Source organism: Caballeronia sp. LZ062 (assembly GCF_031450785.1).
GTDB lineage: Bacteria > Pseudomonadota > Gammaproteobacteria > Burkholderiales > Burkholderiaceae > Caballeronia.
Genome location: NZ_JARTWB010000002.1, coordinates 1,558,917 through 1,585,559 on the forward strand (window position 1 = coordinate 1,558,917; position 26,643 = coordinate 1,585,559).

A 26,643-nucleotide genomic window follows, 5' to 3' on the forward strand; every position below is an offset into this window, starting at 1 on the left:
CTCCCTGTTTAGCTCCTGAGTCAGCCGAGCGCGGCAACGCTCGCATGTCAAAACGTCCCACAGGAGAGACAGCACATGAATGCCAATCCCAAGTTTCTGTCGGAAAACGCCGTCGTCGACGCCGCCGCCATCGCGCCGCTGCCGAACTCGCGCAAGGTCTACGTGACCGGTTCGACGCCGGACATTCGCGTGCCGATGCGCGAAATCACGCAGTCGGATACGCCCGACGGCTTCGGCGGCGAGAAGAATCCCCCCGTGTACGTGTACGACACGTCCGGTCCGTACACCGACCCGGACGCAAAGATCGACATCCGCTCGGGACTGCCCGCGCTGCGCGCCGGCTGGATCGAGAAACGCGGCGACACGGAAGAACTGGCGGGCCTGTCGAGCGAATTCGGCCGCGAGCGCGCCGCCGACCCGAAGACGGCAGAACTGCGCTTTCCCGGCCTGCACCGCAAGCCGCGCCGCGCCGTCGCGGGCAAGAACGTCACGCAGATGCACTACGCGCGCGCGGGCATCGTCACGCCGGAGATGGAATACATCGCGATTCGCGAGAACCAGCGCCGCGCCGAATATCTCGAAAGCCTGCGCAAGAGCGGCCCGAATGGCGAAAAGCTCGCGCAGATGATGGGCCGCCAGCATCCCGGACAGGCGTTCGGCGCGGCGGCGTTCGGCAAGGACGCGCTGAAGGAAATCACGCCCGAGTTCGTGCGCGAGGAAGTGGCGCGCGGCCGCGCGATCATTCCCGCGAACATCAATCACCCGGAAAGCGAGCCGATGATCATCGGCCGCAATTTCCTCGTGAAGATCAACGCGAACATCGGCAATTCGGCGGTCAGCTCGTCCATCGGCGAGGAAGTCGACAAGATGACCTGGGCGATCCGCTGGGGCGGCGACACGGTGATGGACCTGTCCACCGGCAAGCATATCCACGAGACGCGCGAGTGGATCATCCGCAATTCGCCGGTGCCGATCGGCACGGTGCCCATCTATCAGGCGCTGGAAAAGGTGAACGGCAAGGCCGAAGACCTCACGTGGGAAATCTTCCGCGACACGCTGATCGAGCAGGCGGAGCAAGGCGTCGATTACTTCACCATTCACGCGGGCGTGCGCCTGCAATACGTGCCGCTGACGGCGAACCGCATGACCGGCATCGTGTCGCGCGGCGGCTCGATCATGGCGAAGTGGTGCCTCGCGCATCACAAGGAGAGCTTCATCTACGAGCACTTCGAGGACATCTGCGAAATCATGAAGCAATACGATGTCTCGTTCTCGCTCGGCGACGGCCTGCGCCCCGGCTCCATCTACGACGCGAACGACGAAGCCCAGCTCGGCGAGCTGAAGACGCTCGGCGAACTCACGCAAGTCGCATGGAAGCACGACGTCCAGGTGATGATCGAGGGCCCGGGCCACGTGCCGATGCAGCTCATCAAGGAGAACATGGACCTGCAGCTGCAATGGTGCGACGAGGCGCCCTTCTACACGCTCGGGCCGCTCACCACCGACATCGCGCCGGGCTACGACCACATCACCTCGGGCATCGGCGCCGCGATGATCGGCTGGTTCGGCACTGCGATGCTCTGCTATGTCACGCCGAAGGAGCACCTCGGCTTGCCGAACAAGGACGACGTGAAGGAAGGCATCATCACGTACAAGCTCGCGGCGCACGCGGCGGATCTGGCCAAAGGCCATCCCGGCGCGCAGGTTCGGGACAACGCGCTTTCGAAAGCGCGCTTCGAATTCCGCTGGGAAGACCAGTTCAATCTCGGCCTCGACCCGGACAAGGCGCGCGAATTCCACGACGAGACGCTGCCGAAAGACTCCGCCAAAGTCGCGCATTTCTGTTCGATGTGCGGTCCGCACTTCTGCTCGATGAAGATCACGCAGGACGTGCGCGACTTCGCGGCGAAGCAAGGCGTGAGCGAAACCGACGCGCTCACGCACGGCATGCAGACCAAGGCGATCGAGTTCGTGAAGAAGGGCGCGGAGATTTATCAGCCGACGTGATGCGCCGTCTCTGACGCACTGAAAGCCTGACCCGAAACGGCCTGTCGCGCGGCGAGTGCGACAGGCCGTTTTCGAGTGCGCCGCTCCCCCCCAGTGTTACGTGGCAAGGCTGTGAGCTCATTCAGACGATTCGGGCATCTTTCCTGCTGGTCTTTGGACGAACCGGCGAAAAAAGCGCGGCATGCGCGCCGGACCGTCGTTTCGTCCGGAGTCACGCCGCAGCCGATTCATTCCATCATCACTGGAGAGTCGACATGAAAAACATCAAACAAATCGGCGCCGCAGCAATGCTCGTAGCTCTTTTCGCCGGAATGACCGGCTGCGACAACATGAGCACGCGTCAGCGCGATACCGCCATCGGCGCGGGCGTCGGCGCAGCGGGCGGGGCTGTGATCGGCGGCAGCGCACTGTCGACGCTGGGCGGCGCGGCGGTCGGCGGCGTGATCGGCAACCAGGTCGGCAAGTGACGCAGTAGCCCATCGGCGTGCGGCAGTCGACAGTCGGCGCCGCGCGTTGTTTCATGTCTGTTACAGGAAGCGACTCCGGCCATCGTTCCACACAGGGCGCCGCGACGCCCGTCACGCATCGATCGACTAAGCTACTCTTTAACGGACCGGTTCTCTCGAAATAATCGAACCCGAAGAGTCCAGAAGGTCATGCCAAGGAGCAGCATCATGATTTCCGCACGCAAGATGCCCGCACGGAGCGCCGTTGCCGCGCTGGCCACGGGGCTCATCGTCAGCGGATGTTATTACCCGCCTTATCCGGACTATCCCGCTGCGTCTTACCCGACTGTGAGCGCCGTCTATGCGCAGCGTGAATTCGCGTTGCCGGCGCAGGGTGCGTCGGGCGCATCGGGCGCATCGGCGGTCCCGGGGACCGGCACCGTCTATACGACAGAACAGGTGCCCTACTCCGCCGTGTCGCCATACGCCGAGTACTACGGCGCTTATCCGGCCTACGGCTATCCCTATCCTTATCCCCCGTACTACGCATATGGCTATCCGGCGATTTCCGTCGGTTTCGGCTACTGGGGCGGCGGGTGCTGCTGGGGCCACGGCTGGCATGGCGGAGGCTGGCACCACGGCGGTGGCTGGCACGGCGGCGGTGGCTGGCACGGCGGCGGTGGCTGGCACGGCGGCGGCACGTGGCAAGGCGGCTACGGCGGCGGCTGGCACGGAGGAGGCGGTCACGGAGGCGGACGCGGCCGCTGACTCACGCGGCATCTGTTCGTCCGCGTTACGAAAATCGGCGCTCCGTAGCCGTTCATTCGGCGTCCCGTAACGAACCTGAAACATTTTCCGATGCCGCGCGCCGCCTCAGGCACTGCGTTCGTCGCGTGCGATCCCTCACTTTCCTTTTCCGACAAGGCTTTGGCGGAATTGGACAGACAATTGGCACGATTCTGGCTATCTACCGTCCCTAAATGCCGCGATGCGACGGCGCGCAGCCGTCGCCCACTTCGTTCTCGGGGAACAGGACATGATGGCCTTCGTATTTTTTCTGCTCTGGATGCTCGCATCGATTGCGCTTCTGACCGTTTGGGTATTCCGCGGGCAAACGCCGCCTGCGAACCGCGACAGCGGCGCGACGGCGGCGGCAACCGCCGCGGCCGTCGAAGGTTGATCCACGGCTGACGGCCCGCGCCGACGCGCAGGTACGCGGGCTTTCACCGCTTGACGCGGTTCATCTGTCACATATTCTTAGTGGGCGTGTTACGCCGGCGCTTAAGACGGCGCACGTCGCCTGCGTCCGCGACTGAAACATCGAACTCCGCGCGCATGGCGGCAGCGGCCGCCGCTTCGCCACCACAGAAAAAAAAGGAGACGCGATGTTTCATCAGCTACTCACCCCGATTGCCAATTCACTGGCGCTGTCGTTCATCGTCGCGGCGCTGCCGATCATCATCGTGCTCGTGCTGCTCGGCTGGGCGCGCCGCCCGGCGTGGCAGGCGTCGCTGGCGGGGCTGATCGCCGCGCTCGTCATCGCGATCGCCGGCTGGCACTTTCCCGTCGGGCTCGCGCTGAACTCGGTCGCGGCAGGCGCGGTCTTCGCGCTGTGGCCGGTCATGTGGATCGTGTTCGCGGCGATTCTGCTCTATAACGTCGCGCAGCGTTCCGGGCGCTTCGAAGCCTTTCGCCTGTGGATGGTCGATAACCTGCCGAACGACCGGCGCATCGTGCTTGTCGTGATCGGCTTTTCGTTCGGCGCGCTGCTCGAAGGCATCTCGGGCTTCGGCACGCCGATCGCCATCACCAGTTCGCTTCTGATCCTGCTCGGCTTTCCGACGCTCGAAGCCCTGACCTTCACGCTGATCTTCAACACGGCGCCGGTGGCGTTCGGCGCGCTGGGCGTGCCGATCACCGTGCTCGGCGCGGTCACGCATCTGCCGACGGACGCACTCGCGAAAATGGTCGGCCGCCAGTTGCCGCTCTTCGCGTTCTTTCTGCCGTTCTACGTGATCGCCGTGTACGCGGGCTTTCGCAACATGATGCGCGTGTGGCCCGTGCTGCTCGTTTCGGGCGGCGCATTCGCGCTCACGCAGTTCGTCACGTCGAACTACATCAGCTATGCGCTGACGGACGTGCTCTCGTCGCTGATCTCGCTGATTTTGACGATTGCGTTCCTGTGCGTCTGGAAACCCGCGCCCGACGAACGCTTCGCGGTGAACGTCGACCGTGCGGGCGACACGCGCGCGGCGCTCTCGGGCGGGCAAGGATGGCTGCCGTGGATCGTGGTCTCGGTGGTCGTGATCGTGTGGACGGTGGCGAAGATTTTCCTGATCGGCGACGTCAAGGTCGCCTGGCCGGGGCTCGACAAGGCCGTCTACATCACGCTCTACAACCAGCCTTACGGCGCGATCTGGGACTTCCAGCCGCTTGCCACGGGCACGGCGATTCTGGTCGCGGCGATCATCACGGCCGCGCTCGTGAAACTGCCGGCGCGTGAATTCGGCGCGGCGATCGTCGATACGTGGGTGCAGACGCGCATCGCTATCTTGACGGTGGCGACCATCGTCGGGCTCGCCTATCTGATGAACTACTCGGGCATGAACTACACGCTTGGTCTCGGCGTGGCGTCGGTCGGGCCGCTGTTTCCGCTCGTGTCGGCGTTTCTCGGCTGGGTCGCGGTCTTCCTCTCGGGCAGCGACACGTCGGGCAATGCGCTCTTCGGCAATCTGCAAGTGGTGGCCGCGCATCAGCTCAATCTGAATCCGGTGCTGATGGCGGGGACCAACTCGTCCGGCGGCGTCATGGGCAAGATGATCTCGCCGCAGAACATCTCGACGGGCGTGGCGACGACCGAACTCAAGGGCAAGGAAGGCCTCGTCTTCGCGCGCACCTTCAAGCATTCGATCCTTCTCACCATCATTCTCGGCGTGCTCGTCTGGCTGCAACAGAATGTGCTCACGTGGATGATTCCCCCGCACTAACGACGCCCGCGCCCCCGGTCGGTGCCGGGGCGCACTCCTGCTTCTTGCGGTCTCGTTGGGCAATCGCTGCGCGGCGCGCGGCACGGTGTAACATGCGCGGACTTTCACAAGCAGGCTCGAAGTCCGCAATCGTCATGTCCATCGTCAATTTGTTTCAATTAGTCATCCTTGCCGCCATGTGGGGCGCGTCGTTCCTGTTCATCCGCGTGGGTGTCGCCGAGTTCGGCGTCGCGCCGCTGATGGCCGTGCGCGTGGGCATCGGCGCGCTCTTTCTCGTCGCGATGCTGCTCGCGCGGCGCCCGTGGGCCGGCACGCTCACGACGATGCGCAAGCGCGCCGTGCCGCTTTTCGTCGTCGGCATTCTGAATTCGGCCGCGCCGTTCTGCCTCTTCGCCTTCGCCGAACTCACGCTGTCGGCGGGCGCCACGTCCGTCATCAACGCGACGACGCCGCTCTGGGGCGCGCTCGTCGCCTACATGTGGCTCAAGGACCGCCTGACGACGATGCGCACCATCGGCATGGCGATCGGCTTCGCGGGCGTGCTGCTGCTCGTGTGGAACCAGATCGCGACGCAGGGCGCACACGACGCGGGCGCGACGGCGTTGCCCGCGCGCGGGCTGCTGGCGGCGGCCGCGGCGCTGGCGGCATCGGCGCTGTACGGCGTCGCGGGCAACTTCGCGAAGAAGTACCTGATGGACGTCGACGCGACCACGAACGCCGCCGGCAGCATGATCGGCGCGACCGTGGCGCTTGCGCCGCTCGCCGCAATGACATGGCCCGCGACGCCCGTCTCCGCCCACGCGTGGGAGGCCGTGATCGCGCTCGGCGTGTGCTGCACGGGCATCGCCTATTTTCTGTACTTCAAGCTCGTGGCATCCGCCGGCCCCGCCCGCGCGATGACGGTCACTTTCGTCATCCCGCTCTTCGGCATTCTGTGGGGCGCGCTGTTTCTCGACGAGCATGTCTCGCTCGTCATGCTGGAAGGATGCGCTGTCGTGCTCGCAGGAACGGCGCTGGCGACGGGCGTCGTGAAACGCGTGCCGTTCGTCGCGCGGAAGTCGCTTGCGCGGTAGCTGCCCTTGCCCCTCCGACTGGTCCGGCTCTGCTCCGTTCGTCCTACTCGTCCCTCACGCGCCCGCGCCCTGCCTTCACAGCGCCGCGCTTCACTTTCCCTTCCACCCGGCGCACCTGCGATGCACGCGTGGGCTTTGTCGCGATGCGCTTGCGGCGGGTGACGCTCACGCTGCGAATCAGTTCGTCGAGACGCGCGAGCGCCGCCGCACGATTCATGTCCTGCGTGCGATGCTCCTGCGCCTTGATGACGATCACGCCGTCGCGCGTGACGCGGCTATCGGCGAGCGCGAGCAGACGCGCCTTGATGTGCTCCGGCAGCGATGACGCGCGGATATCGAAGCGCAGATGAATGGCGCTCGACACCTTGTTGACGTTCTGCCCGCCCGCGCCCTGCGCGCGAACGGCCGTCAACTCGATTTCGCCCGGCGCAATCGCGAGGGTATCGATCATGAAAGTGACTCCTTCGAACACACACGCCGTCTACGCTGCGCCGCCCGCGCGCATCAACCGCATCATTCTCGCCGCGAGGCCGGAGTCGCGGCGCGTCGGCGCAGTCACCGCCTGCGCGAAAATCTCCGCGGAGCCGATCACCTCGACTCGGCGCTTCGCCCGCGTGATGGCCGTGTACACCAGTTCGCGCGACAGCACGCGCACGAAAGTCCCCGGCAACACCAGCGCCGCGTGCTCGAACTCCGAGCCCTGCGACTTGTGGACCGTGAGCGCAAAAGCCGTGTCGTGCGGCGGAAGCGCAGCGGGCGAGACGTAGCGGAGCGACCCGTCGGCCATGCGGAACGCGACGCGCAGCGCGCCGTCCGCGCCCGGCAGCGCAATGCCGATATCGCCATTGAATAGCCCGAGCGCGTAGTCGTTGCGCGTGACGATGATCGGTCGCCCGGCGAACCATTGAGCACCGAGCGCAAGCGGGATGCCCGCGTGCTCGCGCACTTTCGCCGCCATGCGCGCGTTCACCTCGTCGACGCCGCGCGGACCCTTGCGCATCGCGCAGAGCACGCGGAAGCGGTTCAGCGCGTCGAAGAGACGCGTTTCGTCGGATTGCATCCCGCTCAACGCCGCGCGCCGCGCTTCGAGAACGGACGAGAGCGCGTCCGCGTAGGGTGCGAATCCCTTCGCCAGATGCGCGAGCGTGCGGTCGGACAGCGCGGCGTGCGCGTCGTCTAGAAGCACGGCGGCGCGGGCGTCGAGAGCGGCGGCGCCGTTCGCTGCGGGCGATTGCCTGATTTCGAGCGCATCCAGCGCGGCTTGGGCATGGCCGTCGCGGATCGCAATCGACAAGCGGCCAATCGCCGAATCCAGCCCGAAGCGATAGTTGCGCGCGAGCCAGACGACGCTGTCGGTGAGCGGGACGTCGGTTCGCCCGAGGGGGTGGTGCTGTTGGTGCGCGTGGTGCGCGTTCGGGTACTGGATGCGCTGGTTTCGCAGGTTGTGCCGGTTCTGCTCGTCGGCTTGATCCGGCTCGTTGTCGTGATTTCGCTCTTGTTGCGAGTTACGCTCGTCGCGCTGATTGGCCTGGTCGCGCCGGCTACGCTCGTCATGCTGCCTACGCTCGCCTTGTCCGCCCTGCTCCATGCGCGCGTCCAGCGCGTCCCGCTTGCCGCGATCGTCGTTCTTGTTGTCCAGCGCAATGCCGCTGCCTTCGTCTTCCGGATACCACTCCGTGTCGATGGTCGCGAAAAGGTCGGCGTAACCCTCGTCATCGAATACTGCTTGCGTTCGTGACGCCGATGCCGCGCGCAACGGCGCAGCGCTCCGGTTCGACACAACCGGAACCTCGGGTTCATCGCGTCGCACGTCTCCCGACGCAGACAGAGCGCCCTCGCCTGCGCTTTGCGTCGCCTCAGGCGCCATGTCGAATGCTTCGTCTTCCAGGTCGTCGTCCGTTGAGTAATCCGAACGAGAACCGTGCGGCAGCGCCGCCCGCAGACGCGCGTAGTCCACGCCGAGCGACTCGGCGATCCGCCGCGCGCCCGCCTCGCTGAACGACGGCTGCGCGCTCAGTTCCGCGAACACCGCGCCCGCTTCGACCGCCGATAGCTGATCCTTGTCGCCGAGCATCACGAGCCGGCTCGTCGGTGCGACCGCTTCGAGCAAATGCGCTGCGAGCGCGACGTCGATCATCGACGCTTCGTCGACGACGATCACGTCGTACGGCAACGGATTGTCGCGATGATGCCGAAAGCCGCCGTCCGGCAACACGCCGAGAAGGCGCTGCAACGTGAACGACGTGCGCGGCAAGCGTTGCGCGAGTTCGGGAGGCAGCTTGTCCGCGCGCTCGATCAACGCCTCCTGCATCCGCTGTGCGGCCTTGCCGGTAGGCGCGGCGAGCGCGATCCGCAGATTCGGATCCGCATCGAGCAGACAGGCGAGCACGCCGACCACCGTCGTCGTTTTGCCCGTGCCCGGACCGCCGCTCACGATGGTCAGTCTTCCCGCCAGCGCGACGAGCGCCGCGACGCGCTGCCAGTCGATCTCATCGCCCGCGCCCGGCCCGAAATAACGGGCGACGCGTGCAGCATGGGCCGCAAGCTCACGTCCGGATACCGGCACGCGCGCCGCGTTCGCCCGCTCGACGAGCGCGCCCGCGAGCCGCCGCTCGTAGTCGAAGTAGCGCGCGAGATACAGGCGGCCGTCTTCATCGATGACAAGCGGCAGCAAATCCGCCGCCTGCATGGCCGGCTGCGTGCGGGCGAGACAGGCGACGCCGCTTGCGAGCAGCGCCTTGCGTGCGTCGCTCGGGCGTTCGCCGTGGCGGCGCGCGAGCGCGGCGAGCGGCATACACACGTGCCCGAGCGCCGTCGCACGGCTGATCGCGACTGCCGCGCGTTCGGCCCAGGCCACCGCGTTCGCGCTTGCGCCCGAACGCCGCGACAGTTCGCCCATGCGCCGCGCGAAACCTTCGGCGAGCGCCGCGCTTTCGTCCGCGACGCGCGATGCCGGAGGATTGACGACCATCGTGCTCATGCCGCGCCTCCGGACATCAGCCGGTCGAGCGCCGCGCTTTCCGCCGCGACGCGCGATGCCTGCACATTCATGTTGCTCGTGCTCATGCCACGCCTGCGCGCATCAGCCGGTCCGGCGCGGCTTTCGTCCGCGAAGCGCGATGCCGGCGAATCCAACTCCTTCGTGCTCATGCGGCGCCTCCGGACATCAGCCCGTCGAGCGCCGTGCTTTCGTCCGCGAAGCGCGATACCGGCACATCTACGTGCATCGTGCTCATGCCACGCCCGCGCACATCAGCCGGTCGAGCGCGGCTTTCGTCCGCGATCCGCGATGCGTGAACGCCCACGTTAATCGTCCTCATGCCGCGCCTCCGGACATCACCCGATCAAGCGCCTCGACCAGCGCGAGCGGCGGGCGTCCGCTATGCACGCCGCTCGGCCCGTCGCCGTCGCGCCAGTCAGGGCGCACGCCGCGCACGAACAAATACAGATAGCCGCCGACGTGTGTCTCGTAGTCGTAAGCCGCAAGCCGTGCGCGCAGATACCGGTGCAATGCGACGACATACACGAGCGCCTGAAGGTGATACGCGTGGTGCGCCATCGCGTCGGCGAGCGGCGCGGCGCTGTAGTCCGCGGGGCGCTCGCCCAGATGATTCGACTTCCAGTCGATGATCCAGTAGCGCCCCTCGTGCTCCACGATCATGTCGATGAACCCCTTGATAAAGCCGCGCAACGCGCCCGCTTCGAGCGCGACGTCCGGATAGCCGTGCGCGGCGAGAATCCGCCGCAGTCCCGCAAAATCCAGCGACGGCGCGGGAAACAGAAACTCCAGTTCATTCATGCGCCGTGTCGGCGGAATTTGCGAAAGACGCAAGCCCGGCGCGATTTCAGTCGAGACGGTGTCCGCGAGCAGGCGCTGCATCATCGGCTTCAGGCGCCTGGCAAGCGGCTCGGGCGCGGGCGTCGGATGCTCCCGCAGCGCGCGATCGATGGCGCCGGGCCACGTCGCCGGCTGCGTGAAGTCGGCGAGTTCGTACATGCGATGCAGACATTCCCCCGCCGCCGCCCCGCGCGGAAACGCGAGAATGTCGTCGTCGGCGAGCGCGGTTTCGTCTCGCGGCGCGGCTTCCGGCGCGAGCGGCACGTTCAGATCCGCGAGTTCGTCGTGATCGGGCCGCGCTTCGACCGGCTGCGGCTGGTTGGCTTCGTCGCGGGCGCCGGCTGCGATCAGCGAACTGAAGCTCGCCATGCGCCAGCGGTCCCGCAACAAACGCTGATTGGTGCGCGCGGTCATCTCATGCGTGCCGGCAGCATCGGCGGCAAGCGGCTCTCGCGTGCCGATGACGGGCAACGGCGACACGCCGATTGCGCCATCGGCCTGCGCTTCCAGCGCGTGCCACGCGGCGACGATGCCCGCTTCGTCGGGCGGCTCCTCGCAGAACGCGTCAAAGTCCTGCCCGGCGCCCGCCACGAGCCAGTTGAGCACGCTTCGTCGCGATTCCTTCGTCGACTTGTTCGAGACGTTCGACATATACACGCCCGCGACCACGTAGCAGCGATAGACCGCCCGCGTCAGCGCGACATAGACGAGGCGCGCGCGTTCCGCCGCCTGCTCGCGGGCGATGGCAGCGCTCACCTCCTTCGACTCGTCCTCGTCGATGCCATAGTGCAGCACCGCTTCGCCCGCCTCGTCGTGGTACTCCTTCGCGTCGGGCAAGCCGGATTTCGCCGCGTCGCGCGATGCGCCGTCGTTGAGAAACGGGCAGAACACGACCGCGTACTCCAGCCCTTTCGACTTGTGGACCGTCACGATCTGCACGAGATTGCGGTCCGACTCCAGCCGCAGTTGCGCGTCCTCGCCGCCGCCCTGCTGCGCGCGCTGTGCGGCGAGCCAGCGCAGCGTCGGCGCGATGCCGGGCTGCTCGACCGAGCGCGCCTGCAACAGTTCCGCGAGATGATTGATGTTCGTAAGCCTGCGCTCACCATCCGGACGCGTGACGAGGCGCGCCGCAATGGATAGCTCGCGCGTGAGCGTGCGCCACATCACCGCGAAGCCGCGCTCGTGCCAGATCGTGCGATAGCGTGAGAAACGCTCGACCCAGCTCGTCGAGTCGTTCGCGTTGTCGTTTGGATCGTCGTGCGCATCCGCTATGGAAACCGCATGTTCGAGACGCCAGAGCGCGGCCGCATCGAGCCCGAACCAGTCGGTCGCGAGCGCGGCGCGCAAGCGGCGCAAGTCGCCCGGCGTGTCGATGGCCGCGAGCACGCGCTCGATCTGCTCGGCGTCGAGCGAGCCGAAGACCGACGCCTGCGCCAGCTCCACGCTGCCGACGCCCCACGCCGCGAGCACGCGCTTCACCATGCTGCCCTGCCGGTGCGTCTGCACGAGCACGGCTATATCGCCCGCACAAAGCGGCGCGTCGCCGATGCGCACTTCGCCACGCTGCGCGCCGCGCAGAAGCCGCGCGATTTCGGCGGCGCACGCCTCGGCCGCGTCGCGCTGCGCGTTTGTCTTCGAGAGCGCCTCTTCGCCGTGCGGCAACATCCACACGCAGAAATCCGCAGTATCCGAATACGCGGCGGCAGGCGTCGCGTCGACGAACGGACCGCGCGAGCGCGTGCCCGCGCGCACCGGCTGATAGTCGAGCCCGTCGAGGATGAACGCCGACGGATTCGCGCCGAACACGCGGTTGCACGCCTCGATGATCCGCGCCGTCGAGCGCTGGTTCACCGCGAGCGTATAGCGCGCGCTCGCGCCGTCGCGCGCCGCGAGATACGTGTGCAGGTCGGCCGCGCGAAAACTGTAGATGGCCTGCTTCGGATCGCCCACGAGGAAGAGCGGCCCGTGCGGCGCGAACACACGGTTGAAGATGGCGTACTGCAGCGGGTCGGTGTCCTGGAACTCGTCGATGAGCGCCGCCGGATAACGCTCGCGCAGCGCCTGCGCGAGCCACGCATGTTTGACGAGCGCGTGATGCAGGTTCGAGAGCAGATCGTCGAAGGACACGACGCGCCGCGCGCGCTTTCTGGCTGACAACTCCGCCGGCGCGTATTCAAGCCATTCCCGCACGATATCGAGCCACAGCGCGCGCTGCGTGGCCTCCGCGGCAGCCGCCGCCGCAGCAAGCGTCTCGGCATGCTCGAAGAACGGATGCGCGGGCGGCGTGTGCTTGACCTTGGTGCCCTTCGCGAGCGCCGACGCGGTGATCTTCAGCGCGTCTTTCGGCGGCGGCGCGTGACAGTCGGCATCGGCGAAATACTCGGCCCACGCGTCGATGGCGGCTTCGATCATCGACCGCTTGTGCGACGTCTGCTTAAGCATGGCTTCGGCGTCGAAGAGCAGCCTGGCGATCGCGTCGCGCTCCGCATGCCATAGGGCGCAAGCTTCGTCGAAAAGCGCCTGCGCGTCTGCGCTTTCTGCGGCTTGTGCAGAAACCAAGTCGCCCCAGCGCAGCGCCGCGAGCGGCTTTTTCAGACGGCGCGCAAGCTGCGCATCGAGCGATGCCGGCCCCGCGCCCTTAGCGACGAGCCACGCCGCGAACGATGGCACGCGCGCCGCCGCCGGCTCGACGCGCTCGCGCCAGAAGTCCGCAGCAAGTTCGAAGCGCAGCGTGCTGTCGTCGGCTTCCATGTCGAACGCGAACGGCATCGCGGCGGCGAACGGCGCTTCCTGCAGCGCGCGCTGGCAGAACGCGTGGATCGTGTGGATAGCGGCCTGATCGAAGCTATGCAGCGCGATGCGGATGCGTTGCAGCGCCTCGTCCTGGTCCATCTGTTCGAGCGTGGTTTCGAAGAGCCGCTCGATGAACGGATCGCCCGCCGCGTCGCCGTTTTCGATGGCATGCGCGACGCCTGCGAGCCGCGTGCGGATGCGCTCGTGCAGCTCGGCGGTCGCGGCCTTCGTGAACGTGACGACGAGAATGCGCTCGACGCTCAACTGTTTTTCCAGCAGCAGGCGCACGTACAGCGCGCAGATGTTCCACGTCTTGCCCGTTCCGGCGGACGCCTCGATCTGGTTGACGCCATCGAGTTCACAGGCGAAGACGTCGAGTTCCTGCACGGTTTCGTTGTTCACAACGTCAGTCATGGTGGTCATGCGCCGCTCCGCAAATGCTGCCGAAGCGGTTCGAATACGATGCGCGCGAGCGCGGCGAAACGTTCGTCGAGCGACAGAGATTCACCGCGAAAGGCAATGCGATACGCCGGATCGTCGGACTCGGCCCGCGTGCGATCGGACTCCCAAGCGGCGTGCGCTTTGGCATCGCCTTCGGCCAGCTTGAGCCACGCGCTCTTTGGAAAGAAGCGCAGCGGCATGCGTCGTCCGGCGCGATACAGCGCCGCAAGGGTGCCGAGATGCGCAAGCGGATCGGCAACGGGCGCCAGTTCGAAATCCGCCGACTGCCCGCCGCGCCCGTGCCAGACCGTGCGGCGCGGACCGTCCGGCAGCGCCGCGCAATACGCCAGGTGCGTGAGCCACGCCGAGAGATAGTCGCGGGCGCGCGGCTGGTCGTAGCGGTAGATCACCTGCCCTTGCGGCGTCAGGCGATTCAGCGTGCCGGCGAGCGTGAACGGCCGCTCGTCGATGAGCGTGTCGTCGTGTGCGGCGAAGAGCGCCACGCCATCGCTGTCAGGCCAGCGCGGCGCGATATCGAGCGCGAACGGCAGCCGCGTCACGCCTTCTGCCACCGACACGCGGATGCGGTCCGCCAGATGCGCGAGCGCGTGCATCTCCCGCGCCTGCCAGACCGCGCCGGTCGCGCCGCCGGGCATTTCAGGGCTCGTGCGCGCGACGTGGCGGGCGCGTTCGCGCACGCGCGCTGCCGTCTCGTCCGCCGCATCGAGCAGCGACGGCAGCACGCGCGCCGCCAGCGCATCGCGGCCTGCGAAGCCCAGTTCGAACGGCTCGGTGATGTCGAGTTCGGCGTCGGCATCCACGAGCGCAATGCCCAAACGGTCGCGCAGCAGCGCGCGCGCCGGGTGCCGCCAGAAACGCACGAAATCGTCGAACGCGACGATGTCTTCATCTTCTTCGGGCGGCAGCGGCGTGGCGAAGAACGGCGGACTGCCGTGCGTGCGCCCCGCCGCGAGCGCGCGCGCCAGTTCTGCCCGCTCGGGCTCGTAGGTGAAAAGCCGGCCGCCCGGCTCGAAATACTCTGGCGCGAACGGCTGAAGCGGATGCTCGTGAACGAACAACGCGCGCGCCGCCCGCAGCGCCTCGGGCGCGGCATGCTTGCCCGCCACGGCCTGCCCCAGATAATCGAGCAGTTCGTCGATCAGCGCGGCGGGCGGCAGCACGGCGTTGTCGCGAATGCTGCGGCCCGTGTACGCGATCATCAGCCGGTCGCGCGCGGCAAGCAGCAAGTCGAGAAAGAGATTGCGCTCGTCGTCGCGCCGCTGGCGGTCGCCGAGCTTGCCGAAGCTCGCCATGAGGTCGAATTCGTCGGCGCGCGTGAGACTCGGCAGCATGCCGTCGTCCATGCCGAGCAGGCACACGACGCGATACGGCAAGCCGCGCAGGCTCGTGAGCGACGAGAACGTGACGCCGCCCCACGGCACGCCGCCGCGCGCGGGATCGTCGAGCGTGTCGGTGAGCGCGGTGCGGATCACGGCGGCCGGCACCTCGGTGTCGCGCGCCCCTTCGTCGATGGCGACGACGAGCGCGTCGATGGCGTGGCGCACGTCGCCGATGGTGTCGTTGAACGCGACGCCGCTATCGAAGAAACGCGCGAGCGCATCCTGCAGCAGATCGCCCCACGCACGCGCTGTGCGCGGCGCTTCGATTTCCTTCGCGAAGGCGTCGATATCGTCGATGAAGTGCGTGAGGCGCCCGAGCAGTTCCGCCTCCGAGCCTTGCGCGCCTTCCACCGGCAACCAGTCCGCGACGGGCGCGCCGCCGCCGGGCAGCGCATAGCCGAGAAAGAGGCGCGTGAGCGCATCGGCGAAGGTGTGGCGCGCGGCGGGCACGTGCTCGCTCGTCACTTCGTCGGGCCGCAGCCCGCGCCGCGCGCCTGCCTGCGCGAGCCATTCCTGCGCCGTTTCGAGCGATGCGGCGTCGATGCCGTAGCGCGCGGCGATCGCATCGACGCGCAGCCACTCGATCAGCTCGGGCGCGCCGACGCCGCGCTCGGCGAGCGCGAGCCAGTCGAGCATGGCACGCGCGACGGAATTCGCCTGCGACGGCGGCAAGCCCGTGATGCGATACGGAATGCGCCGCCGCTCGTTGCTCGCGCCCGCCGGCGCCGTGCCGAAGATGCCGTCGATCAGCGGGCCGGCCACCGCCAGGTCCGGAAACGCGACGAGCACGTCGGACGGCTCCAGCCCTTCTATCGAGTCGAACCAGTCGAGCAGGCGGTCGTGCAGCACTTCGAGTTGCCGCGAGAGGCTATGGCAGACGTGCACTTCCACGCCCGTATCGACGATCTCTTCCGGCTGCGGCCAAGCGTTGTCCTCGTCCAGCGTGAGAATGCCGTTCTGCACGCGCGCGAGCCACGTCGGCGCGGGGTTCTCCTCGAACAGTTCGCGTTCGCTGGACGCGGCGCTCTCCGTCAGCTCGTTGAGCATGTGAAGCTGCGCCTGCGTTTGACGCCCCCACTCCGCGAGCAGCGGATGCCCGACTTCCTGAAAGTCCGCCTCGCCCTTCAACTGCAATTGCTCGACGCGCGCCTCGCTCACGATGTCGAACCAGAACTCGCGGCACGGATTGAGCGCGTAGATGCGCACGTCGATCCAGCGCGACAGTTCGCGCAGCAGCGCGATGTGCAGCGGCGGCATCGTCGGCAAAGCGAACACGCTGATGCGGCGCGGCCACTCGGCGCGCATCACGGTATCGAGATCGAATCGCGGCACTTCCGCGAGAAAGCGGTACGCGGGCGGCGTCGGATCATGATCTGCATCCGGCGATGCGAGGTCTTGCAGCAGCGCGCGCCACAGCGCCGCCTGCCAGTGTTCGTCCTGGCGCTGGATGTCGCTCGCGCCGGGCAGATGCGGCCCGCGCGCCTCGGTTTGCGCGCCGCCGCCCGCGAGAATCGAGCCGCCCGCCTGCCAGTGCGTGAGCCATTCCGGGCGATAAGTCAGATAGTGATCGAACACAGTGGCGATGCGGCGCGCGAGTTCGTAGCGCATGGAATCGTCGGCGGCGTTCAGATACGTCGACAGACGCGGCGCTTGCCGGAACGCGGGTTCGTCGAACAGGCGATAGCAGCGCCACGCGAGCCGGTCCGGCGCGAACGGCGAGTGCGCAGGCACCGGCAGCACGCGGCCGATCTGCGCCCACAGCCACTGCGCGAGATAGCAGAACTGCACGTTGGCGCAGATGCCGAAACGCTCGGCCATGTCGAGTTCCAGCCGGCGGCGCACGGCCGCGCTCGGCACGATCACGGCCTCGCTCGCGAAGGGATCGCTCTCGCGCATGGCGAAGGCGTCAAGGTCTTCGAAGAGCGCGGCAGCAAGCGTTTCGTGGCGATTCGAGTAGAAGAGTTCGAGCATGGAAGGCGGTCGGGATGCGCTCAGAAAGCCGCGAAAGGCAAAGCTTTGTCAAATCAAGCGCCAGCATAACAAAGGGGCGTGCGTGCCGAGAACTCGGCCATTCGGCCGAGGTCCGAAGGCTCGGTGAGTTGGGTTAGACTCGACAACGCCCTTGCCCGCCCCCGAGCATCCAGACAGGAAGTCGATGCGTTATTCGTTCGAAATCAGGAAGTTCATTTACAGCCAGTACTTCTTTGGCGGCTTGCGCTGCGCGCTCGGCATCTCGCTGCCCGCGGTGCTCATGCTCACGGTGTTCCACAACCGCGAGCTCGGCTTCACCATCGCGACGGGCGCGCTCGGCGCATGCGTCGTCGACATGCCCGGCCCGCTCAAGCACAAGCACAACGAGATGCTGGCGTGCACGTTCATCGGCTTCTTCTCGGCCCTTGCCACCGGCATCGCGACGGCGAATCCGCTCACGCTCTGGCTGACCGTGGTGCCGCTCACGTTCGTGCTCTCGCTGATCGTGGTCTACGGCAACCGCTGGCCGCAGATCAGCTTCGCCACGCTCTTCATGATGATCGTGACGCTGGAAGAGCATTTCACGCCGATGCAGGCGCTCATCAATGCGTCGTGGATTCTGCTAGGCGGGCTCTGGTACACGTACTGGGCCACGCTCGTGTCGCATTTGCTCGTCTATCGGATCGAGCGGCAGGCGCTCGCGCAGAGCATCTTCAGCTGCGCCGAATACCTTCAGGCGCGCGCCGAGTTTTATGACAGCGACGCCGATCTCGACGAGTGCTACAGAAAGCTGATCGAAAAGCAGATTGCGGCGGTCGAGCAGCAGGAAGGCGCGCGCGAGATCGTGCTGCGCAATCTGCCGAAGGTGAAAACCGGCAAGCTGGATGCGCGGCGCGCGCGGCTTTTCAACCTCTTCATCAACGTCGTCGATCTTCACGAGTTTTTTGTCGGCGCGCATACGGACTATCCGCTCGTGCGCAAGACGTTCGCGGGCTCGGACGTGCTCGTGTTCTATCGCGACCTGATGCGCAAGGCGGGCGAAGACTTGCAGGAGATCGGGCTCGCGGTGCTGCAGAATCGTCCCGCGCCCAAGCAGATCAGCACGAAGGCCGAGTTGCGCGCGATCGAATACGAACTCGAACTCATGCGCAAGCACGCGCTGCCGGAAAAGAATCCGGAGGCGTATGCGGCGGCGGCGGCGGTGTTCCGGCGGCTCTGGAGCGCGACGCGTCTCATCGACAAAATGCGCCGCCGCACACGCGACGACGCGAGTCTGACCGAAACCGAATTGCAGATCGACCACGCGCTCTCGCGTTTCATTTCGAGCCGCCGCGTGCCGTTCAGGCAGATTTTCTCGAACCTCACCATGGCATCGCCCAGCTTTCGCCATGCGCTGCGCGTGACGATCGCGGTGGGTGTCGGCTTCTGGCTCGGCAGGCTCTTGCCGCTCACCAACGCGTACTGGATCGTGATGACCACGGTCATCATCCTGAAACCCGGCTATTCGCTCACCAAGCAGCGCAACACGCAGCGGATCATCGGCACGGCAATCGGCTGCGCGGTCACCATCGCGCTGATTCTGCTCGTGAAAGATCCGCATATTCTGCTCGTCGCCATGTTCGCGTCCATGGTGATGAGTTACAGCCTGCTGCTGTTCAACTACGCGGGCAGCGTCGTGTTCACGTCCAGCTATGTGCTCCTGATGTTCCACCTGCTCGCGCCCGGCAGCTTGCGGCTGATCGGCGAGCGGGCCATCGACACGGTCGTCGGCTGTGCGATCGCCATTGCGGCGAGCCACCTGTTCCCGTACTGGGAATATCGGCTGATGGGCAAGCTCGTGAAGGACTTGCTCGCCGCGACGCGCAATTATCTCGAAGCAAGCTGGCGCTGGAAGGCGAAGACGGCGGCGGGCGCGGCGCGGACGGCGGCGACCGCAACCACGGCGGCCTCGGCGGCCACCGCGGCAAACGCAGCCACGATCGGCGTGCCGAACGCCGTCTTTGCCGACGGCCAGGCGCGCGCCGCCTTTGCCTCGGCGATGCAGGCGGTGTCCGCCGCCGACGCGGCCAGCGAAGCATCCGCAGCGGCGCCGAGGCAGGCCGAAGCCGAAGCCCACGCCGTCGCGGCAAACGCCATCAAGGCCGCGAGCGTCACAGCCGAGCGGCTATCGCCTGCGGGCATCGGAGAGAGCACGGCGGCGACCGCGAGCAAGGGCGCATCCGCTGCCGCGACCGTCGTCGCTACCGCGCTCGACCGGGACTACGGCTACCGCCTCGCGCGCAAGAACGTGCATGTGGCGTTCGCCAATCTCGCGCAGGCGTTCCAGCGCATGATGCTCGAACCGAAGGCGCAGCAAAGGTACGTCGCCGAACTCAACGATCTGCTCGTGCAGAGTCACGTGCTCGCCTCGCAGATCACGGCGGCAGCACCGCTCTTGCAGGCGCTCAACGACGCGGACGGTCAATCGTTCGAGCCGGTGCAGCGCGCGTTCGGCATCGTGCGCGACAACTTGTCGGAAGCGCAGGCGGTGGTGTCGGAGGAAGACGGCGCGGCGTCGTTCGATGCGATCAAGGCGCTGCGCCGCGATCTGGATTCCATGGTCGCCGCAGCGGAACGCGCTCAAAGTCTGCCTGCGGATGCGATACAGGATCTGAAGCTGCTCGCGCATCAATGCAAGCAGATGCTGACTGCGTCGGCGCTCATCCGCAAGGACGCGACGCAGATCCACCTGCCCGCGTGATACCGAGCGCGTTACTGTGAGGCGCCGGTGGCCGGCAGTGCCGGACGCGCATCGCTCGCGGCGGCGGGCGGCGCGTTGTGCTCGTCGAACTCGCGCTTGTCGCGGATCGCGTTGAAGAGCAGCGTAAAAATCACCAGCAGCACCACGACCACGATGAACACGGTAATGCCCAAGGTCGGATTCTTCTTGCGCGGCAGGTTCGGGCGATCTTGGCGAGGGTTGTCGGTCATGGCGGCGCAGCGGCTCGTTGCGAATTTCGAGATAAAGCCAGCATCGTACCCGCACTGGTTTTCAGTTGGATTGCGCCCGGCTGCGGCCGTTTCGCCACGCGAACGAAGCCCGCGAAATTCTCTGCTGCATCGCCCGGCTTGAACGCGGTGCGCCTCATTGGCCATACTCAACGCGATTCCATGCGCGTCCGATTCCGGCGAGGGCTGCAAGGGGCAAGACCGGAATACCTAGTGACCGGACGTGTTGCGCCGCCCTCCCCGGGCGGCTTTTCTTTATCTTGCGCGTCTCGATGCAAGGTCAGGCGTCGGCGGCGGGCCGCACCGGCAGCGCCGTCGAGTACTTGATCTGCTCCATCGCGAAGCTGGAACTGACGTCGTAGAGCGGCACCGCGCGAATGAGCTGCTTGTAGACGCGGTCGTAGTCGTCGATGTCGGACACCACGACGCGCAGCAGATAGTCGGTCTCGCCGCTCATCCGGTAGACCTCGACCACTTCCGGAATGTCGCGCACGGCGCGCGTGAACTCGTCGGCCCAGCTTTGCGTGTGCTGATTCGTGCGCACCGCCACGAAAACCGTAGTGCCGACGCCGAGTTTCTTCGGATCACAAAGCGCCACTTGCGCGCGAATCACGCCGGTTTCCTTGAGCCGCTGCACACGCTTCCAGCACGGCGTTTGCGACAGATTCACCCGCGAAGCCAGCTCGGCGATAGGCATTGTCACGTCGCTTTGCAGGAGTTCCAAGAGCTTGCGGTCGATGAGGTCCATTCCCATACTGCATCCCCGATAGGAAAATTTTCTATTTTTGCTTCTCCGAGCGGAATTATATGGAAACCATTTTCGGATGCAAGCCGGTATAAATTCATGATCGAAATCACCGGCGCGCACGCAACATGGAACTCGAACTGGCCACCCAACGCAACATGCCATTCCCGGCTGACCCGAATGTTGCCGTCAGCCGCCTGTGTCACGAAATCAACGCCGCGCTCGATGCGGCGCAAGCCGATGGCGGCATGTCGTTCGGCATCCGCGTGCATGCGGCGCTTTCCCGCGTGATCGCCGATCCGGGGCTTTCGCGTGCCGACCAGCGCTCGGGCAGCCAGCAGGGCTACCAGCGTCATCTGCTCGCCGCCGATCCCCTCGGCCTCGGCCGTTTCGCGATTGCCGCGCTCGTCTGGGAGCCGGGGCAGTTCAGCCCCGTCCATGCGCATCGGACCTGGTGCGGCTATGCGGTCATCGAGGGCGCGCTCGCCGAGACGCTGTATCGCTGGGACGTGGATGCGTGTCGCGCCGTCGAAACACGACGTCACTCACGCGAAGCGGGCGCGGTGTCATATGCCGATGCGGGACGCGGCGCCATTCATCGGCTCGGCAATCTCGCGGATGCGACAGCGCGCGCCGTATCGATCCATGTCTATGGCGTGGCAAGCGAGCACATCGCCACGCACGTCAACGATCTTCTCGTCGCCTGAGCAAAGCGGTCCGGTCAACTCTTGCCGGGCTCGGGCGCGGTCGTGATCTGCGGCGGAATCGGCACCGAAAGATCCGTGGCGGGCGGTGCCGGGCGCGGCTCGTGCGAGACATCCACGGCCTTCGCCATTGCCGCCGGCTCGGGCTCGTCGTCGGCGAGCGGCGGCGCTTCGTCGACCCAAATGCGCTTCGTCTTCGCAGCGTGGGCCGCATCGTCCGGGCTACTCACGCCGCCTTTTGACATTTGCACGTGCATTTGCGGCACCGGAATCTCCATGCCGGCTTCGTCCATCTTGCGTTTGATGCGCAAGTTGAACGCGCGGGCGACGCTCCATTGCAAGAGCGGCCGCGTCTTGATCTGTCCTTTCACCACCATCCAGTTGGGATCGAAGCGGTCCAGCCCCCACACCTCGACGGGGCCCAGCATTTCGCGCCGGTGACGCACGTCGTCCATGAGCTCGGCGCCCACTTCGCGGATCATTTCCGTCACCTCGTCCACGTCTGCCGAGAACGGCACGCGCACTTCGAACACCGCGTAGGCGAAATCGCGCGACAGGTTCTTCACCGTCTTGATCTGCGAGAACGGAATGGCGTGGATCGCGCCCTGCCCGTCGCGCAGACGCACCGTGCGTATCGTCAGGCTCTCGACGATGCCCGCGTGCCCGCCTTCCACCTCGATCGAATCGCCGACCGAAATGGTGTCCTCGATGATGATGAAAAGCCCAGTGATCAGATCCGCCACCAGCGATTGCGCGCCGAAACCGACCGCGAGACCGATCACGCCTGCGCCCGCGAGCAGCGGCGTCACGTTCAGGCCAAGGTTGGCCGCCGTCACGATCCCGGCGATCAGCAACAGCATGACGAACACCACGTTGCGCACGAGCGGCAGCATCGTGCGCGCGCGCATACTCGGGCCGCGCCCGCTGCGCCGCGCCGAATCGGGCTTGAGCGCCTCCTGAATGCCCGTGTCGATCAGAATCCACACGAGCCACACTACGAAGAACGTCAGCACGATCATGCTGACCGCGTGCGCGATGCCGCGCGCCGTCACGCTGCGCTCGACCATGTCCGCGAGCGAAAAGCCCCAGAAACGCGACGAGAGTTCGAGAAACCCGAGCCATATGGCGACCACGATCATCGTGCCGACGAACTTCACGAGCCGCCGCACGTACGCGGATTGCCGGCGCGGCTTGCGCGACTTCGGCCGCGTGATGCGGATGACGATGGCGGAGAGAAAGAACGCGACGACGAGCAGGCCCGCCGTGGCAATGGCCATTTGCAGCACGTTCTCGGATGTGCCGATGCCCGCGAGCGTCGCCACCACCGAAGCGGATGCCAGCAGCAAGAGCGGCAATTGCCACAGCGACGCGACGACTTCGAACGTTTCGGTCGCGGCCTTGCGCGTGTTGCGCTGCTCGTAGGTGCGGCTTCGGATCAGATGCGCGACGGGCCTCTGAAACGCCAGCGCGAAGTAAGCGGTGAGTCCGGCCGCGCCCATGTTCGCGCACGTCGAGATAAGGGCGGACAGATTCGTGCCGAGTTGCTGCGCGACATCGTAATTGGCGGCGGCATCGCCGAGCGCGCCGAACGTGCCGATGGCGAACAGGAGCCGCCGCGCGTGGAGGATGAGCACGTTGACCGCAACGCGCCGGTGCGCCGAGCCGAACAACGAGAACATGATGAGGCAGATGGCCGAGAACACCGCGCCCGCGACGATGGCGTAAGCGGTGACCATCGCGAGCGTGCGGCCGAGCGACTGCGGCATCATGTGCACGAAGGTGAGCGCAGCGACGAACGCGAAGACATACGGCGCCACGCGCCGCATGGTGAAGACGAACAGTTCGCGCGTCGTCGGATTCGAATGCAGGCCGGCTTCTATGCCGTAGCGCCTGTGCATGCGCCGCTGCAAGCTCACGAGCACGAAGGCGCACGCGCCCCAGCCTGCGAGCGTCGCGAAATAGTTGAAGAGCGTGTGGCCGAACGGCTCGCGGCTCTGGCTCGTGACAATGGTGAACAACTCGTTGCCCGCCGCGTTGAAGCGCCCGCCCCAATAGGCGAGCGGCGTTTTGCCGCGCTTCACGTCCGCTTCGATGCTCGTCAGAGCCGACGCGATCGCGCCGAGCAAACCCGCGTTCTGCGCGATCGCCGCCACCACGGATGAGGCGGCGGTCGCCGTTGCGGTCGGCGGCGGCGCGGCAGCCTCCGTCGATGCCGGCTGAGCGGCCGCCGCGGTCGATGGCGCGGGCGCGGCGGCTTCGGCCGCGCGCTTGGCGTCGCGCAGCTTCTTCAGTTGCGAAACGAGCGCGCTGCGCTGGCGGTCGCTGTCGAGCGTCGAAATGACGGTGTCGAGCGAGCGCAGCATGTCGGCATCGGATGGACCGGGCGCGGACGCACCCGACGCCGCATCCGGCGAGGACGCTGCGGGCGCGGGCGGCGGCGCGATCAATTCCTGCAGCGAAGGGAGATTGAGCGCCTGGGCGGCATGCGCCGGCGGGCTCGTCAGCGAGAAAAGCGCGGTCAGGACGAGCGTCGTCAGGAACGCTATCGCACGGATTGCCGGGATGGCCGCCGGCTGAAGGCCGCGCCGACGCGCGCGAGCGGAGATCCGGGATATCGCGACGAACGCCAGCGCGCCGCGATGCGCGAGCTTGCGTGGTTTCATAACGGTCTCGATTTCCGAAAGACCGCCAGTTTAGCGGCTGGCCTGCGCGCGCCGCGCATTGTCCAGGTAACCGATTGTTAAGCGCGTCATAGGAAACGCGTGCTTACTTGTCCATGTCGGTGCGCGTGTCGGCGGAATCGCTTGCCGAGCCCGATCCCGATGCCTGCGCACCCGACGCGCCGCCCTCTTTCGCCGACCACTGCTGCAACTTGCGGCCCGCCGTCTGCAAGCCTGCGCCGGTTGCGCTCGCGGCGTCCGCAATGGCGGCATTGGTCGCGCTCGCCGCGCTCTGCAGGTTCGCACGCGCCGACGCGGCGACGTCGCTCGCCGACAAATCCGGCATCGAGCCGGCGTGATCGAAGCTTTGCTGTGCCGACTGTTTCGCCGCATCGACCTTCTGGCCGACGTAGCTCGCCGCCTGATCGAACTTCTGCGTCGTCTGACTGGCCAGATTGTTATAGGCGCTCGCGGCCTGACCGGCGGCGGCATCGTGCTTCTCGCATGCGGCGAGCACGCCGAGCACCGTGAGTGCGACTGCGATGCGAGCGATCGGGGTCATCGATTGGATATGCATGGTCCTGCCTCCTGCTTCTTGCGTGTTGCGGGTTACGTGATGCTTGCGTGCGCTTTCGCATCCATGAACGCGCAGCCATCATACGCCGCGCGGCGGCTCCCAAAGCTTGCATCACAAGCGAACTGCGACGACTCCAGCACGAGGCTCGCGACGTCCGCGACAGCCAATAGAAGGTTTCCTCTACATTTCGGAGAGTTCTGGTTTTGGCTTCGTCCGGGCGGGACTATAGTCGCCGCAGTCTCGCCCTCCTACCGAAGTCCCACCATGATTTACATGAATCTCGCCGTCGCCCTCGTCGCAGGGTTGATGCTCTTCGAGCCGTTTACCCGCCCGCCCGTCTCCCGCTTCACCACTCACCGCATGCGCCGCATATTGGCGAAACGCTCGTACTATCAGGCGGCCGGCGCGTTCTTCGCCGCGCTCGTCGTGGCGACAAGCCAGCCTGCGCCGGAACGCGTTTCGCCGGTTTTCGTGTTCGGCGTCGCGCTCGCGTTGCTGGCGGCGAGTCTGTATTGGATCGTGCGCGGCAAAGTGCTGCTCAGGCATCGGCGCGTCTTTACGGAACTGCATTGAATCCCCGCACCGCTAGTCCGCTGATTTCAGTAAACGCTGCATGTGATTCAGGCGTATATTCGCCCAAAGCGAAGCAGAATCGTTGAGCAAAAAAAAGGCGCTACGTATCCGTAGCGCCTTAAAAGTTCTAGCCATTCCGAGGGCCGTGCTAGAACCTGAGAGCCTGTGTTCGAAAGCTGAAGCGGAAAGCGGTCGCGCACGTCGTCCAGCCCTTTCGAAATCGGGTTCCATTTTTTCCGGGATCACTGCCCAAGTCAAGCAAAATTTCAGCGCCCGGGCATCTGCCCAACGGCCGGTCACAAAACAGACGCGCGTCAAAGCGCTATGGCTGGCACAGCTTATCATCGGGGCTTGCATCGCTTGCAAGCTTCAGGCATCGCCTGACTGCAATCGCCCACTCAGCATTCGAAACGACGTTTCACAAAACAATGCCTACGATGAGCGACCGGTTGCCGAGCCGGGACAAATCCAGAGAAAAAGACAGCGAAGAAGTCACGGCACTCGCGCGCGGACTCGACGTCTTGCGCCGCATTGCCGCCGCCGATGCGCCGGTGAGCAATCGCGAATTGACGGAATGGACCGGCATTCCCAAGCCGACGGTCTCGCGAATCACCGCAACGCTCGTCGGCGCCGGGCTGCTGCTGCGTCTGCCTGACAGCGAGCGTTTCGTGCTCACCGCCTCCGTGCTCGAACTCAGCAACGGCTTTCTACGCAATTTCGACATTCGCGCGCGGGCTCGTCCGTTCCTGATCGCGCTCGCTGAAACGACGGGACTGAGCGTGCATCTGGCCGTGCGCGACCGGCTCGAGATGGTGGTCATCGACGCTATCCGGCCGCGGTCCGCCGTGCTCGTTTCGCGGCTCGAAGTCGGCGGCAGGATGGACCTGAGCCGCACGGCGGTCGGGCGCGCGTATCTCTCGGTACTGTCGGACGCGGATCGCCACGCGCTGATCCGCAGCCTGCAGACCGCATCGGGCGATGACTGGCCGACTATCTCCGACGGCTTGCAGCGCAGTCTCGAAGACGCACGCCGCCGGGGCTTCGCGATTTCGCTCGGCGAATGGCACCACGGCCTGAACGCGGTGGCGGCGGGCTTCGTCGGGCCGTCGGAAGAACGCTACTCCGTCAACTGCGGCGGCGCGGCGCACCAGTGTCCGCACGAGACGCTCATCACGACGGTCGTTCCCGCGCTGCTCGAATGCGTCGCTCACATTGCGCGGGAAATCGGCGGCACCGCAGGCGGCGCCGCGCCGTCCGGCGCAAACAAGTAGACTTACGCCCTCTACGACTGCCCTCACGCGCCCGTGCGGCTCGCGTGTAACACTCGTAATCATCCGAAAGAATGCCTGGTGGACGGGCATGGGCGCGGGACGTAGCATCATGCTTCGCGCGCACCGGGGCCGCGCGGCGCTCGTGGCCGGCAGGCTGTCCAGCCTCGGC

General features: G+C 66.2%; 20 protein-coding genes. 10 read left to right on the forward strand and 10 right to left on the reverse strand.

The genetic code is table 11. The features are described from left to right. Positions 1–75: 75 nt before the first annotated feature. The 6 genes from thiC (at position 76) to P9239_RS13420 (ending at position 6,513) form a co-directional block, all read left to right on the forward strand. The gene (gene thiC / locus P9239_RS13395; RefSeq protein WP_309751575.1) at positions 76–2,007 is read left to right on the forward strand and encodes a phosphomethylpyrimidine synthase ThiC; all 1,932 of its coding nucleotides are present in this window, start codon (positions 76–78) and stop codon (positions 2,005–2,007) included. 254 nt (positions 2,008–2,261) lie between these two features. Further along, positions 2,262–2,474, forward strand: a complete 213-nt coding sequence (locus tag P9239_RS13400; protein WP_309751577.1) for a glycine zipper 2TM domain-containing protein — start codon at positions 2,262–2,264, stop codon at positions 2,472–2,474. 207 nt (positions 2,475–2,681) lie between these two features. Further along, positions 2,682–3,221 (forward strand): hypothetical protein, encoded by a 540-nt coding sequence (locus P9239_RS13405; RefSeq protein WP_309751579.1) that lies wholly within the window; start codon positions 2,682–2,684, stop codon positions 3,219–3,221. A gap of 268 nt (positions 3,222–3,489) precedes the next feature. After that, positions 3,490–3,633 carry a hypothetical protein gene (locus tag P9239_RS13410; protein WP_309751582.1) on the forward strand — a complete coding sequence of 48 codons (144 nt, stop codon included), beginning with the start codon at positions 3,490–3,492 and terminating at the stop codon, positions 3,631–3,633. Between the two features lie 205 nt (positions 3,634–3,838). Then, entirely contained in the window at positions 3,839–5,440 is a 1,602-nt protein-coding gene (locus tag P9239_RS13415) for an L-lactate permease (RefSeq protein ID WP_309751584.1), read from the forward strand. Between the two features lie 134 nt (positions 5,441–5,574). Beyond that, complete coding sequence (locus P9239_RS13420) at positions 5,575–6,513, forward strand: DMT family transporter (protein WP_309751586.1); 939 nt, start codon at positions 5,575–5,577, stop codon at positions 6,511–6,513. Positions 6,514–6,556: 43 nt separating this feature from the next. On the opposite strand, the gene arfB is transcribed toward P9239_RS13420, so the two are convergent. Genes arfB through recC form a run of 6 tightly spaced genes read right to left on the reverse strand, consistent with a single transcriptional unit; the run spans position 6,557 to position 16,956 of the window. Further along, positions 6,557–6,964 (reverse strand): alternative ribosome rescue aminoacyl-tRNA hydrolase ArfB, encoded by a 408-nt coding sequence (arfB, locus tag P9239_RS13425; protein WP_309751588.1) that lies wholly within the window; start codon positions 6,962–6,964, stop codon positions 6,557–6,559. 30 nt (positions 6,965–6,994) lie between these two features. Further along, complete coding sequence (locus P9239_RS13430) at positions 6,995–9,493, reverse strand: AAA family ATPase (RefSeq protein WP_309751591.1); 2,499 nt, start codon at positions 9,491–9,493, stop codon at positions 6,995–6,997. After that, complete coding sequence (locus P9239_RS13435; RefSeq protein WP_309751593.1) at positions 9,490–9,663, reverse strand: hypothetical protein; 174 nt, start codon at positions 9,661–9,663, stop codon at positions 9,490–9,492. The genes P9239_RS13430 and P9239_RS13435 overlap by 4 nt, the downstream gene beginning before the upstream one ends. Next, on the reverse strand, positions 9,660–9,833 hold the full coding sequence (locus P9239_RS13440) for a hypothetical protein (protein WP_309751595.1): 174 nt from the start codon (positions 9,831–9,833) through the stop codon (positions 9,660–9,662). The genes P9239_RS13435 and P9239_RS13440 overlap by 4 nt, the downstream gene beginning before the upstream one ends. Continuing rightward, a complete protein-coding gene (gene recB / locus P9239_RS13445) occupies positions 9,830–13,558 on the reverse strand; it encodes an exodeoxyribonuclease V subunit beta (RefSeq protein ID WP_404980092.1) in 3,729 nt (1,242 codons plus the stop codon). The genes P9239_RS13440 and recB overlap by 4 nt, the downstream gene beginning before the upstream one ends. Before the next feature lie 5 nt (positions 13,559–13,563). Next, positions 13,564–16,956, reverse strand: coding sequence for an exodeoxyribonuclease V subunit gamma (gene recC / locus P9239_RS13450; RefSeq protein ID WP_309751599.1), 3,393 nt, complete (start codon positions 16,954–16,956; stop codon positions 13,564–13,566). Positions 16,957–17,140: 184 nt separating this feature from the next. On the opposite strand from recC, the gene P9239_RS13455 reads away from it, so the two are divergent. Next, a complete protein-coding gene (locus P9239_RS13455; protein WP_309751601.1) occupies positions 17,141–19,696 on the forward strand; it encodes an FUSC family membrane protein in 2,556 nt (851 codons plus the stop codon). Positions 19,697–19,707: 11 nt separating this feature from the next. Here P9239_RS13455 and P9239_RS13460 read toward each other — a convergent pair whose 3' ends face one another. Further along, positions 19,708–19,926, reverse strand: coding sequence for a hypothetical protein (locus P9239_RS13460; RefSeq protein WP_206468213.1), 219 nt, complete (start codon positions 19,924–19,926; stop codon positions 19,708–19,710). 298 nt (positions 19,927–20,224) lie between these two features. Continuing rightward, complete coding sequence (locus P9239_RS13465; protein WP_309751604.1) at positions 20,225–20,692, reverse strand: Lrp/AsnC family transcriptional regulator; 468 nt, start codon at positions 20,690–20,692, stop codon at positions 20,225–20,227. A gap of 125 nt (positions 20,693–20,817) precedes the next feature. Between P9239_RS13465 and P9239_RS13470 the strand changes: the two genes are divergently transcribed. Next, the gene (locus tag P9239_RS13470) at positions 20,818–21,396 is read left to right on the forward strand and encodes a cysteine dioxygenase family protein (RefSeq protein WP_309751606.1); all 579 of its coding nucleotides are present in this window, start codon (positions 20,818–20,820) and stop codon (positions 21,394–21,396) included. Positions 21,397–21,410: 14 nt separating this feature from the next. On the opposite strand, the gene P9239_RS13475 is transcribed toward P9239_RS13470, so the two are convergent. Then, positions 21,411–24,056 carry a mechanosensitive ion channel family protein gene (locus P9239_RS13475; protein WP_309751609.1) on the reverse strand — a complete coding sequence of 882 codons (2,646 nt, stop codon included), beginning with the start codon at positions 24,054–24,056 and terminating at the stop codon, positions 21,411–21,413. A 103-nt stretch (positions 24,057–24,159) separates the two neighbouring features. Further along, on the reverse strand, positions 24,160–24,630 hold the full coding sequence (locus tag P9239_RS13480; RefSeq protein WP_309751611.1) for a hypothetical protein: 471 nt from the start codon (positions 24,628–24,630) through the stop codon (positions 24,160–24,162). A gap of 264 nt (positions 24,631–24,894) precedes the next feature. On the opposite strand from P9239_RS13480, the gene P9239_RS13485 reads away from it, so the two are divergent. Continuing rightward, a complete protein-coding gene (locus P9239_RS13485; protein ID WP_309751613.1) occupies positions 24,895–25,203 on the forward strand; it encodes a hypothetical protein in 309 nt (102 codons plus the stop codon). Between the two features lie 428 nt (positions 25,204–25,631). Continuing rightward, positions 25,632–26,474, forward strand: a complete 843-nt coding sequence (locus tag P9239_RS13490; protein ID WP_404980011.1) for an IclR family transcriptional regulator — start codon at positions 25,632–25,634, stop codon at positions 26,472–26,474. Positions 26,475–26,643: the final 169 nt, after the last annotated feature.

What these genes read in the sequence shown, in the direction of transcription:
- thiC (WP_309751575.1), top strand. Translation starts at nt 76, where the DNA reads ATGAATGCCAATCCCAAGTTTCTGTCGGAAAACGCCGTCGTCGACGCC.
- P9239_RS13400 (WP_309751577.1), top strand. Translation starts at nt 2,262, where the DNA reads ATGAAAAACATCAAACAAATCGGCGCCGCAGCAATGCTCGTAGCTCTT.
- P9239_RS13405 (WP_309751579.1), top strand. Translation starts at nt 2,682, where the DNA reads ATGATTTCCGCACGCAAGATGCCCGCACGGAGCGCCGTTGCCGCGCTG.
- P9239_RS13410 (WP_309751582.1), top strand. Translation starts at nt 3,490, where the DNA reads ATGATGGCCTTCGTATTTTTTCTGCTCTGGATGCTCGCATCGATTGCG.
- P9239_RS13415 (WP_309751584.1), top strand. Translation starts at nt 3,839, where the DNA reads ATGTTTCATCAGCTACTCACCCCGATTGCCAATTCACTGGCGCTGTCG.
- P9239_RS13420 (WP_309751586.1), top strand. Translation starts at nt 5,575, where the DNA reads ATGTCCATCGTCAATTTGTTTCAATTAGTCATCCTTGCCGCCATGTGG.
- arfB (WP_309751588.1), bottom strand. Translation starts at nt 6,964, where the DNA reads ATGATCGATACCCTCGCGATTGCGCCGGGCGAAATCGAGTTGACGGCC.
- P9239_RS13430 (WP_309751591.1), bottom strand. Translation starts at nt 9,493, where the DNA reads ATGAGCACGATGGTCGTCAATCCTCCGGCATCGCGCGTCGCGGACGAA.
- P9239_RS13435 (WP_309751593.1), bottom strand. Translation starts at nt 9,663, where the DNA reads ATGAGCACGAAGGAGTTGGATTCGCCGGCATCGCGCTTCGCGGACGAA.
- P9239_RS13440 (WP_309751595.1), bottom strand. Translation starts at nt 9,833, where the DNA reads ATGAGGACGATTAACGTGGGCGTTCACGCATCGCGGATCGCGGACGAA.
- recB (WP_404980092.1), bottom strand. Translation starts at nt 13,558, where the DNA reads ATGACTGACGTTGTGAACAACGAAACCGTGCAGGAACTCGACGTCTTC.
- recC (WP_309751599.1), bottom strand. Translation starts at nt 16,956, where the DNA reads ATGCTCGAACTCTTCTACTCGAATCGCCACGAAACGCTTGCTGCCGCG.
- P9239_RS13455 (WP_309751601.1), top strand. Translation starts at nt 17,141, where the DNA reads ATGCGTTATTCGTTCGAAATCAGGAAGTTCATTTACAGCCAGTACTTC.
- P9239_RS13460 (WP_206468213.1), bottom strand. Translation starts at nt 19,926, where the DNA reads ATGACCGACAACCCTCGCCAAGATCGCCCGAACCTGCCGCGCAAGAAG.
- P9239_RS13465 (WP_309751604.1), bottom strand. Translation starts at nt 20,692, where the DNA reads ATGGACCTCATCGACCGCAAGCTCTTGGAACTCCTGCAAAGCGACGTG.
- P9239_RS13470 (WP_309751606.1), top strand. Translation starts at nt 20,818, where the DNA reads ATGGAACTCGAACTGGCCACCCAACGCAACATGCCATTCCCGGCTGAC.
- P9239_RS13475 (WP_309751609.1), bottom strand. Translation starts at nt 24,056, where the DNA reads ATGAAACCACGCAAGCTCGCGCATCGCGGCGCGCTGGCGTTCGTCGCG.
- P9239_RS13480 (WP_309751611.1), bottom strand. Translation starts at nt 24,630, where the DNA reads ATGCATATCCAATCGATGACCCCGATCGCTCGCATCGCAGTCGCACTC.
- P9239_RS13485 (WP_309751613.1), top strand. Translation starts at nt 24,895, where the DNA reads ATGATTTACATGAATCTCGCCGTCGCCCTCGTCGCAGGGTTGATGCTC.
- P9239_RS13490 (WP_404980011.1), top strand. Translation starts at nt 25,632, where the DNA reads ATGCCTACGATGAGCGACCGGTTGCCGAGCCGGGACAAATCCAGAGAA.